An 11,145-nucleotide genomic window follows, 5' to 3' on the forward strand; every position below is an offset into this window, starting at 1 on the left:
TTTCCATTCAATCCTTACAGATTTTCATCGGTTTGATTCTCGTATTCTCTGATAAGTTTGGCACGTTTTTCACTTGCATCAATGTTCAGTACAAGCGCGATGGCCACGGATAATACCAATAGACTGTTCCCACCTTGTGAAAGGAAGGGGAAGGTTACCCCTGTAGAAGGAATCAACCCTGAAATCCCACCAATATTGACAAAGACCTGAACAAGGATCATTCCTCCGACACCAATAGCAACCATGGAGTTAAAGGGATCCTTTGCTCGAATACCAACCAAGATGATTCGCAAAATCAAGAAGAAGAGTAAAGCCAAAATCATACTGGCTCCAACGAATCCAAACTCCTCGATGACAATCGAAAAGACAAAATCCGTATGGGCTTCTGGCAGATAACCACGCTTCTCGATGGAATTCCCTAGTCCCAGTCCGAACCAGCCTCCATTTACCATTGCATAGTAGGAATTTGCGAGCTGGTGTCCTGCACCCGCCAAGTCATTAAAGGGATTAAAGAAGGCACTAAAACGTTTAGCAACGTAACCAAATACAGGAATTTGAGAGAACTTTTCAACCCCAACAAAGCGAATGACAGACAAGACTAACATTGAGCTCCCTGCCAAGAGAGCCAGAATGGTCGAGAACCAACGATAGGCGATCCCACTTACGGTATACATGATGAGCGCCACCAAGACCAAGATGGTCGCATTTCCCAAATCTGGGAAAATTCCCAAGCTACCAATCAGAACCAGCAGAACAAAACGCCAGTCGTTAAAAGCTCGAGGTAGCCACTGATTCTGTGTCAAAACCTGGAAGTCATAAACCGCAATCTCATCTTGTTGTTTTGAAAATCGATGTGCCAGGTACCAGATGATGATAATCTTAAGGTACTCTGCAGGCTGAATCGTTACAGGTCCTACAGAAATCCATCCGTATGCTCCATTGACAGGTGTTCCGACCAGTCGTGCAAGAGCTAAAAGAACCATCTCCACAATCATTACGATAAAGATGAGACGTCCGTTTCTTAGGAAACCTAATTTTAATTTATAGATTAAGGCAATCAGAATCAAACTAGCTATCCAGAAGATCCCTTGGTTTCGCACCAATTGAAAAGCGCTTTTTCCTTCTTCGATCAAGGTTGCACTCGTTGTCGAATATACCACAATCAGCCCCAAAATCGATAAAAGGAAGTAAGGAATCAAAATGGAATAGTTTAGTAGGTGCCTTTTACTAATTTTCATATTTCACCACTCTAATAGGAACAGACGCTTCTGTTCCCAATTCCGTTTTATTTTCTAGTTTTGATTGCTATTATACCACTTTTTCAGAAAGAAAAAAACTCTTATCCTTTAATCCTTCGAATTTTACTCATTTTCCAGTATCAGGTATAAAAAAACAAATCTCTTTTGAGATTTGTTTTTTGCTTTCTTAGTTAGATGAAGAGCTGCTACTTGAGCTTGAGTCACCACCACCGATGTATTGGGTGAAGATGTTTTGGAATGATTGGTCTTTAACCTTGATGTTTGCTGCTTGCAATTCTTTACCAATTACTCCTTGAACAAAGGCTGAATCATTTTGTTTTTGAGTCAAGATAATGGTCTTCAATTTTTCTTTGTAATCCTCTATATTAGAAGATTTTTCTGTTTTCTTCGTTACTTTGATGATGTAGAACTGACTGCTGTAGGCTTGTGTCCCAGTAGCTGTAATCACATCAGAAACCCCATTCACATCCAAGGCAAAGGCTGCTTTCTTAACTTGTTCGGGAAGTTCTGTTGAAGCAGAGTCAAAAGTGATTTCTCCACCATTTTCTTTTGTTTTGTCGTCGTTAGAGTTGTCTTTTGCCAACTGAGCAAAATCTGCACCTTCTGCTTTGGCTTTCTCAAGTACTTCTTTTGCCTTGTCTTCATTATCCAAACGGATGATTTGAGCTGTTACATCTGGTGTGTAAGACTCAAAAGCTTTTTGGTAGGCTTCGTCTGTCAACTCACTCTCTGCAGCCTTCTTAACTGCCAATTCAACCAATTTGCTGGTACGGATTTGAGCTTTACGAGTCTCAGGTGTCATACCTGCACGTTGAAGCACGCTGTTGTAGCTATCGCCGTATTTCTTTTGTTCTTCAGCAACAGCATCATCTACATCTTTATCCGTTACTTCTGATCCATATTGTTGTTCAAATACTTTTTGGATGGTCATATTGAGCAAGACTTGTTGTGCAGTTGGATTGTTCTTTACTTCTTCAAAGAATTGATGCTCTGTAATCACATCGCCCTTCATGCTGATCAAATCTTTTCCTTCAGAACTGTTTGAACAAGCTGCAAGTGTTGCTACTGATAAAAGTGTGATGGCTCCTGCCATAAGTTTTTTCTTCATTTTTACTCCTTTTACGGTAAGTGTTACCTTATCTATTTTACTATAATTTCTTAAATTTTTCTGAAAATCATTCGCTCTCAGGAAGCTCTACTTCTGCTAGATTCTTTCGTAGCATGAGAATGCCGTCCCCAAGTGGAACTAGAGTTGCTGTTAGACCTGGATTGTCCAAAGTTGCGTCGAAAAGTCTTTGCAAACCTCGATAAATGGTGCGTTGACCACGGCGAACTTCCATGATGTCCTTGGCAACATCTCCTCCTTGGAAAATATCATCCAAGACCACTACTCCACCGACTTCCAAATGTTTAAGGATTTCAGGCAGAAAGACGATATACTTGGACTTGGCCGAATCCATAAAGACAAAGTCATAAGTTTCTGTCAGAGTTGATAAAACATCGACTGCATCTCCCTCTAAAAGAGTGATTTGCTGACGACTGTCAAACTGAGCAAAGTTTTCCTTGGCAAAGCCAATCATCTCAGGATTACGGTCAATGGTTGTAATCTTAGCATCTGGCGCATGTTCCGCCATCAGGAGGGCAGAAAAGCCAATTGCCGTTCCAATCTCCAAAATATTCTTAGGTTGCATGGTTTCCATTAGAAAACGGAAATAAGCAACCGTTTCATGAGGAATGATGGGAATGTTTTCCTTGCGAGCGAAGGTCTCCAATTCTTTCAAGGAACCTGTCACCTGCTTTTGACGCTGTCGCATGAGTTCTACGATTTCTTCCTTGACGACGGGACGTCGCATATTGTGATTGGCGTTTTTACTATAAGACTCTACCATCTTAAGCTAGTCCCAATTTTTCAACAAGGGCTTCAAACTCGTTCAAGCGGCGTTCAAAGACTGCAAAGGCATCGTTGAGATAGTCTTCTTTTTCCATATCCACTCCCGCTTTTCTCATGACATTGAGCGGATAGTCAGACTTACCTGCCTTGAGGTAGTCGATATAGCGGTCACGGTCTTCTTGACTACCATGGACAATCTTCTCAGCCAAGGCTGAAGCAGCTGCAAAACCAGTTGAATACTGATAAACATAGTAGTTATAGTAGAAATGTGGAATGCGTGCCCACTCGTATTGGATCTGAGGATTGTCTTCCCTGCTGAGTCCGTAGTACTCTTGGTTCAAGTCCGCGTAGAGTTTATTGAGGAAATCACTGGTCAAGACTTCTCCATTTTGATCTGCTTGGTGGATGGCGTGTTCAAACTCAGCGAATTGAGTTTGACGGAAAACTGTTCCACGGAAACCATCTAGGAAGTTATTGAGAATAGCAAAGCGCGTTGCGTCGTCTTCCACTTCTTCCAACAATTTCTCTGTCAAGATATTTTCGTTAGTCGTTGAGGCAATCTCAGCCAAGAAGATAGAGTAATCTCCGTAAACATAAGGTTGGGTTTCACGAGTATAGCTTGAGTGCATACTGTGACCTGTTTCATGGACAAGGGTAAAGAGATTGTCTAGATTGTCCTGCCAGTTGAGAAGCATGAAGGCATTGGTATCGTAAGAACCACCAGAGTAGGCACCAGAACGCTTGCCTTGGTTTTCATAGACATCAATCCAACGCTCGCTGAAGGCACGTTTGACACGGCTCAAGTAGTCGTCACCTAAAACTGCCAAAGCTTCTTCTGCCTTTTTCAAGGCTTCTTCGTAGGTAAAGCTGTAATCTACTGACGAAAGTGGTGTGTAGACATCGTACATCTTGAGGTCAGAAATCCCCAAGATTTTAGAACGAAGTTCAAGGTAACGATGCAAGAGTGGCAAATGCTTGCGAACTGCTGCAACTAGATTGTCGTAGACACTTTCTGGAACAAAGTTGGCTGCGAGGGCTGCATGGCGAGCACTCTTATAGTTGCGAACTTTTGCTCGGTAGTTTTGCACCTTAACATTTGTCTGCAAAGTCTTAGCATAAGTGTGTTGGAATTGCTCATATGTCGCATAAAGGGCTTCATAGGCACCACGACGCACTTCACGGTTTTTAGACTCCATCAAGCGAATGTAAGTACCGTGTGAGAGTTGCACTTCATTGCCTTCGTCATCAAGGACATATGGGAAGCTAATATCCGCGTTGTCCAAAATAGCAAAAGTTTCACTAGCAGCGCCAAAGATTTCTCCTGCTCCAGCAAGCAATTCTTCCTCACGTTGCGAAAGAACATGGTCTTTCTTTTGCAAGAGCTTGTCAAAAAAGTGCTTGTAAACTTGGAGTTTTGGCTGAGCTTCTAGGAAGGCCGCATACTGCTCTTGGCTAATCTCCATAAACTCAGGTTCATAGAATGAAAAGGCTTGTTCTAACTGACTGTATAGGGTCATTGCCTTAGCATAGTACTCTTGATACTTAGCTTCACGCGTGTCCTGGTCATTTTTCATATGCGCATAGACATAAAGCTTTTCAACTTGGCGTTCCAAGTCGAGTGAGAATTCTGTGATCTCAAGCAAACTGTCTGCGCTATCCAAGAGATGCCCCTCATACTGGGACGCTGTTTGTACTTTTTCAGTTAAATCTTTCAAGGCTTCTTCCCAAGCTTGGTCTGTTGGGTAGATTGTTGAAAGATCCCATGTATCTTTTTCATTTATTTCATGTCGTTGTAATACCATAAGATTCCTCCATCCTTTTTATTTTACCACATTTTTCGAGAAATATAAGTGATAAAAGGCTGGCGGATAGAGCTTTTGGCGATTATTTTTCGGATTTTTTTGATAGTAACCGAAAAATTCTTTATAATAGCTACTTATATCTTGGTCAATTTGACAAAAATCTCCTGCTTCTATTGGTCTGACTTGGGGATACCAGTCGTCCAGTTGACGGTTTAATAGATTGTCTCCTAGTTGATAAGCCTCCGCCTGTTTTTTCATCCAGTAAGGCGTTTGGTAGTACAACTGCTGGCGAATGTAGTGACAAATAGTGGAATCTTGCACAACTGCAAAACGAGGCAGTTTTTGTTTTTGATAAGGAAATCGTAGAATTTTCAAGAGATTTCCTTGGCCATAGGGAAATTCCTTGACCTGAAAATGAAGCTTGCCACGTAGATCCTGATGCAGAAGATATTTCAGTCTCAAAACTTGCTTTTTGAGATCTAGTTCCCAAGCATAGAAACCCATATTTTGACTATAATAGAGAAATCCCCTTTGCAATTGTGTTAATCGCTCTTTTAACCAGAGTTTTTCTCCCAGTAGCCAGATAACCTGATATCCTTGGCTACGGTATCCTTGGCTTCTATCACCTAAAAGCTTTTGAGACAAGGGGCTGCACTGAACCTCCAGAGCTAGTTTCTCATTGACAAGAACATCCGCTATCTGCTGGATCTCGGGAAGAGCGTACTCTAGGGCAACCTGACAGTCTTTCTTGGCCCAGTGATAAAGGGCCTCTTTGTTGCCCAAGTGTTCTGGACTTTCATTCTCGAATATAGCGATGCAATCTCTTAACCTTTCATGGGCAAAGTGCGTTCGAATACTCTGTCCTTGGCGTAACCGTAGTCCGCCTCCACAGGCTGGACAAGTATAAGCTTGCTTGGTCACATCTTTTTCGAGGGCATTTACCAAATTCCCCTTGGCATCTCTGGCTACAAACATGGTCTACCTCCTTTTCTCATTTATTCGAAAAAGAAGAAAAAAAAGACTGGAATCCCAGCCTTTCATGATATTATTTCTTATCTTTTTTGTCTCTTAGAATATTTTTTTAGCATGGGAATGAGATTGGGAATCTGCTCACTTCTAATGACCAGCACGCCGTATTCTTGGCAGCGATTGGCATAAGCTGGATTGATTTTTCCAGTACAAACAATCAACTTGAGGCAACTCTCCCCAGCAAAATGATTGGCGTAGACTTCTAGTTCGTTGATGGCTTCAACTGATAAATCTGTCATCTTGCATGAGATAAAGGTAATCGAGCGCCCCTTTCTTAGAATAACATCAATCTCATTTTGGACATTGTCTGCCTCTGGAAAGATGCCATTCCAATCAATCTCACCGCCTATCATGCACTCATCAAACAGCTGAGATTCAAGCGCCAAGAGATAGAGATATACCTCTAAAATATGTCCCTTATTGCGGCAAAAGACTTGAGCTTCTTGACTTGGAAAGCTGTATGCTACTCGTTTCTTGTCCTCGCTTTCAATACAAAGCATCCCTGCTTCCACAAGTAAAGGAATAAGGGATTTTGGATAGTGATAATACCTGCCATTGTTTTCCAGTATCTTTTCTGTCTCAGTATGCAGGTCATTGGTCTTAGCTAGAGAGAAAAATTGGGTCACTTGATACCAGTGGGCAGGATTGGCAATGGCGGAGCTGGCTAGTTTTTTGATGGCTGCAATTTGCTGAACTGAGTGGATAGGGCGTTTTGATTTGAGCATTTTTCCACCACGCAAGGCTATCAACTGTTGGATGCTTAGGGTTGGAATGTCCAAGTCTTCTTTTTCCAACTGGCCGGCTACCCACTTGTATTGTTTTCCTCGCTCGACATCCATGGCAACGATGGGAAGATGGCGATCCAAGCCGTATTGATAGAGGGATAAGGCTAGTAGCGAATCCCCACCAAAAACATCGAGAAGGACTTGGTCGTAACCTGCTAGGCAATAATCTAACTGGTCCGCTAGTTGTTCTAAGGATAACTGACGAAAGGTCACTCGTTGGATATGAGGTACCTCATCCATGATAAACTGACGGAGAGAAACTTTCTCTTCATTACTTATTTTTGTCAAAGATAGAAAAAGAATCTCGTCACAATCACTGATAAAGGCTTGGTAGACATTCTTTTCCAATACATGCCGATCATATAATTCCACCAAAAGACTCGTCATTCGACCACCTCCATCATAAAGACTTTCTTGCGCTGAGAGTATCAGCAATACAGTTCTAATGCTCTGATTTCCTACTTCTAGTATAGCATAAAATCCTGCTCGTCCCAATCAACCAACGCAAACAAAAACGAATAGAAACCTTGCAAAGTGGTTTCTATTCGCTTGTAAAGATTTGATTTACTTGATTTTCTTGGCTAGCATAGTCGCAAAGCGTAGTTGAATGCGATTACCATTTTCATCACGACGGTGCAGATGTCCTGGGTTTTCATTGTACTTAATCAATTCCCAATCCTTGTAGTAGTCCGCCAACTCCCCTTCTTTAAAAGTGAATGGGAAGTTGATTGAGCAAGGATAATCCTCTGTATCCATGGCACAGACGATAAGATTGTAACCACCGACCGTGGTGTGCTCCTGCATATTTTGGATAATAGCTGGAATGCGGTTCGCTTGTAGGAACATCAGAACAACTGTTGAAACGATAAAATCATAGTCTTGGCTAACACTGGCAGAATTGATATCATAAAGTCCGACAGGCATGTCTAGATCCTCTTGTTCCACAATGCTTTGCAAGATTTCAAGGGACAATTCATTTTGATCCACAGCTGTCACATCAAAACCATTCTGTGCGAGAAAGAGAGAGTTACGCCCCTGACCACAACCCAAATCCAAGGCTCTTCCAGGTTTCACCGTCTGCATAGCCTCTAGGACCTCTGAATGGACTGGATTAGTCTGGTATTTCTTAGGGAAATAATCCTCAGGTTTACAATAAAATTCCAAGTACCACTCTACATCGTCTGTTGCAGCCTCTACTCGGTGCCAGGCTTGCGGTTGCGCCATGGGATTGTCAGCCCCTGCCTCAAAGAGGTGTTCAGCTAGAACCTCACCATCTTCAGTCAACTCAATAAACTTGAGAGCCCCTTTCAACACAGTAATTTTTCCCCAAGTGCCGACTTTAGTATTGTGCTTTTGCTGAACAGCTTCAGGCATGGTTTGTTTATTCCACAAGGGCATCCGTTTATAGGCAATTAATTTTTCCATTTTACTTCCTCTTCTTAACGCTGGTTGACAGCTTTCATCACACGCGCGATGTCGCGGTTTTGTTCACGACGCTTGATAGACTCCCGTTTGTCATAGTCATGTTTCCCTTTAGCAAGTCCTAAAAGGAGTTTAGCATAACCATCTTTAATATAGACTTTAAGGGGAACAAGGGTCATTCCTGTCCCTTTGGTCTCTTGTTCCAATTTTTGAATTTGTTTTTTATGGAGCAAAAGTTTACGACGACGTTCTGGTTCCTGGTTCCAGATATTGCCCTCTTCGTAAGGGGCGATATGAACATTGCTCAGCCAGACTTCCCCATTTTTTACTTGGGCAAAGCCGTCCTTGAGATTGATTCGAGCAGCTCGAACGCTCTTGATTTCCGTTCCTGTCAGCACCATTCCTGCTTCAAGCGTATCAACGATTGTATAGTCGTGGTGCGCCTTTTTATTTTGTGCGACGACCTTTCCCTCGCCCTTTGCCATGCTTGGCTCCTTTCTTAGCTACTTCTTTGTAAAAAGGTTTCTTGCCTTTTTTCTTTTTATCTTTTTGTGAATGCTTGTACTTATCATTTGAGCGTCCTGATTTTCTCTTGTCTTCCTTCTTGTCTGAACGACGACTTGAACCATGACCTCTGTCTTTGCGCCCAGCTTGTTTCAAGCCTTTTTCGATGACATCAAACTCACTTGGAATATAAGAGAAATCAATCTCTCCCGTCATCTTATCGGCTCTTTCAACTTGAATGCGAATTTGCTGTCCCACACGGAAGGTTGTTCCTGATTTCTCTCCACGGAGAGTCAAATCTCGCTCGTTGAAATGATAAAATTCAGACAAATTGGTAATGTGAATCAAACCTTCGACTGTATTTGGCAATTCAACAAAGAGACCGAATTTGACGATGCTGGATACAACTGCGTCGTACTCTTCACCCACATATTCTTCCATGTACTCAGCCTTTTTCATGGCTTCGACTTCACGCTCAGCCTCGATGGCACGACGTTCACGGTTGGAAGACTGGGTTGCAATCTCTGGAATCACTTGTTCAAAATGCTCTGCTATTTCCTTAGAACGACCATAGTCCCGAATCATACGGTGGACTAGAAGGTCTGGATAACGGCGAATAGGACTGGTGAAGTGAGTGTAATAGTTAGCGGCTAGTCCATAGTGACCGTGATTGTGCTCAGAATAGCGAGCCTGTTGCATAGAACGGAGAAGCATCATGGACAATACATCCGCATAGGGTTCTCCCTCAACAGCACGCATGATGTCTTGGAGAGCCTCTTGGCTAATCTCACTGGCAGTTCCATAAATTCGTAAACCAAAACTAGAGGCGTAATCAATAAACTTCTGAACTTTTTCAGCCTTGGGCTCCTCGTGAATTCGATAGATGAAAGGTAGATCCAACTTGCTAAAGTGCTCGGCAACCGTTTCATTAGCAATCAACATGAAGGACTCAATCATCCGCTCAGCAATACCACGTTGGCGAAGAACGATATCCACAGGCTTGCCTTTTTTATCCACCAAGATCTTAGCTTCGCTGGTATCAAAGTTAAGGGCACCACGCTTCTCACGCATGCTTTCTAGCCTTTCATGAAGCTTGGCCATGAGCTCGATACTTGGAACAATTTTCTTAAACTCTCGTCTCTTTTCCTCATCGCCAGCTAGGATATCATTAACAGCGCTATAGGTCATACGGAAGCTCGTCTTAATAACTGTTTGGGTAATGGTGTAATTAACCACACGACCATGTTTATCAATTTCCATAATAGCAGACTGGGTCAAGCGATCTACTTGAGGATTGAGAGAGCAGATGCCATTTGACAAACGCTCTGGAAGCATTGGAACCACTCGGTCTGTCACATAGACAGAAGTCGCGCGGTTAAGGGCTTCCTTGTCAAGGGCAGAACCCTCGGTCACATAGTAGGAAACATCTGCGATGTGAACTCCGAGTTCGATATTGCCATTCTTTAAAGGCTTGATGTGTACTGCGTCGTCTAAGTCCTTGGCATCCGCACCGTCAATGGTAAAGGTGATTTCATCTCTCAGGTCCAGACGACCTCCCATATCCTTTTGAGACGGAGCTTCTGGCACACTTTCTGCTTCCTTGAGAACAGCTTCTGGAAATTCTGAAACAATATCCATGGATTCCAAGACTTCAAGAACGTCAATCCCAGCATCAGTCGAGTGCCCCACCACGTCTAGCACACTAGCGACAAAGAAATCATGTTTCTTACTTGGGTATTTGTCAATAAAGACCTTGAGAACTTCAGTACCTTCCAACTTGATAGCCGGTTTCTTCACATAAATCGGTTGGCTGATTTTTTGATTTTTGGAACGAATATAGCCAGCATACTTGGGCTTTTCCTGATCCAGAACAATTTGACCGACAACGGTTGTCAGGCTGTGTTCTAAGATATCAATAATTTTGGCTTCTGCAGCAGTTCCCTTGTTGCGGTCAGCAACTTTCTTTATGACCACCTCAACTGTATCGCCATCAATGGCATAGTTGACATCGTTTTTTCCTACAAAAAGATCGTCCTCTTCCCCTTCTAGAGTAACAAAGCCAAAGCCGTTTTTATGGGCATGAAAAACCCCTTTGAGGGTGATTTCATGTTTCTTCTTCTGGTCCAAGGTGAGGCTGCCATCTTCTCCAAATCGAATCTGGTGCTTTCTTTCCATCAGAGACAGGGTTTTAATCAACTCACGGAAATCCTTGGACCCATCCTTTCCGAGAGCCTGAGCCAGGTCATTTACCGTCACTCGCCCCTTCTCTTGCAAATATTCTTTAATTTTATCTTTCATGTTTTCTTTCTAGATTTTTTAATTTTCTTTTACTGTAAGACCTTCTCAAACATCATTTAATACTCAATAAAAATCAAAGAGCAAACTAGAAAGCTAGGCGCAGGCAGTACTGGAGTACGACAAGCCGACGCTGACGTGGTTTGAATTTGATTTTT

Annotated in this window: 9 protein-coding genes; all 9 read right to left on the reverse strand. The window is 42.5% G+C overall.

All coding sequences use genetic code 11. The features are described 5' to 3' along the window. Nucleotides 1–14: 14 nt before the first annotated feature. The 9 genes from ftsW to rnr all read right to left on the reverse strand — a co-directional run bounded on the left by ftsW (nt 15) and on the right by rnr (nt 10,990). Nucleotides 15–1,238 carry a cell division peptidoglycan polymerase FtsW gene (gene ftsW, locus HMPREF2766_RS06715; RefSeq protein WP_000703342.1) on the reverse strand — a complete coding sequence of 408 codons (1,224 nt, stop codon included), beginning with the start codon at nt 1,236–1,238 and terminating at the stop codon, nt 15–17. A 187-nt stretch (nt 1,239–1,425) separates the two neighbouring features. After that, a complete protein-coding gene (prsA, locus tag HMPREF2766_RS06720; RefSeq protein WP_000728082.1) occupies nt 1,426–2,367 on the reverse strand; it encodes a peptidylprolyl isomerase PrsA in 942 nt (313 codons plus the stop codon). Between the two features lie 67 nt (nt 2,368–2,434). After that, nucleotides 2,435–3,148: an O-methyltransferase gene (locus tag HMPREF2766_RS06725; RefSeq protein ID WP_083303894.1), complete on the reverse strand. Its 714-nt coding sequence runs from the start codon at nt 3,146–3,148 to the stop codon at nt 2,435–2,437. A 1-nt stretch (nt 3,149) separates the two neighbouring features. Continuing rightward, entirely contained in the window at nt 3,150–4,952 is a 1,803-nt protein-coding gene (gene pepF, locus HMPREF2766_RS06730) for an oligoendopeptidase F (RefSeq protein WP_070568769.1), read from the reverse strand. Nucleotides 4,953–4,970: 18 nt separating this feature from the next. Continuing rightward, the gene (locus tag HMPREF2766_RS06735; protein ID WP_070568772.1) at nt 4,971–5,927 is read right to left on the reverse strand and encodes a competence protein CoiA; all 957 of its coding nucleotides are present in this window, start codon (nt 5,925–5,927) and stop codon (nt 4,971–4,973) included. A 77-nt stretch (nt 5,928–6,004) separates the two neighbouring features. Then, nucleotides 6,005–7,153, reverse strand: coding sequence for a PDDEXK family nuclease (locus HMPREF2766_RS06740; protein WP_070568775.1), 1,149 nt, complete (start codon nt 7,151–7,153; stop codon nt 6,005–6,007). A 177-nt stretch (nt 7,154–7,330) separates the two neighbouring features. Next, nucleotides 7,331–8,191 carry an SAM-dependent methyltransferase TehB gene (gene tehB / locus HMPREF2766_RS06745; protein ID WP_000413062.1) on the reverse strand — a complete coding sequence of 287 codons (861 nt, stop codon included), beginning with the start codon at nt 8,189–8,191 and terminating at the stop codon, nt 7,331–7,333. Nucleotides 8,192–8,205: 14 nt separating this feature from the next. After that, nucleotides 8,206–8,673 carry an SsrA-binding protein SmpB gene (gene smpB, locus HMPREF2766_RS06750; RefSeq protein WP_001051742.1) on the reverse strand — a complete coding sequence of 156 codons (468 nt, stop codon included), beginning with the start codon at nt 8,671–8,673 and terminating at the stop codon, nt 8,206–8,208. Continuing rightward, nucleotides 8,636–10,990: a ribonuclease R gene (gene rnr, locus HMPREF2766_RS06755; RefSeq protein ID WP_000653281.1), complete on the reverse strand. Its 2,355-nt coding sequence runs from the start codon at nt 10,988–10,990 to the stop codon at nt 8,636–8,638. The genes smpB and rnr overlap by 38 nt, the downstream gene beginning before the upstream one ends. Between the last annotated feature and the right edge of the window lie 155 nt (nt 10,991–11,145).

Origin of the sequence: Streptococcus sp. HMSC076C08 (genome assembly GCF_001810825.1) — a bacterium.
Taxonomy (GTDB): domain Bacteria; phylum Bacillota; class Bacilli; order Lactobacillales; family Streptococcaceae; genus Streptococcus.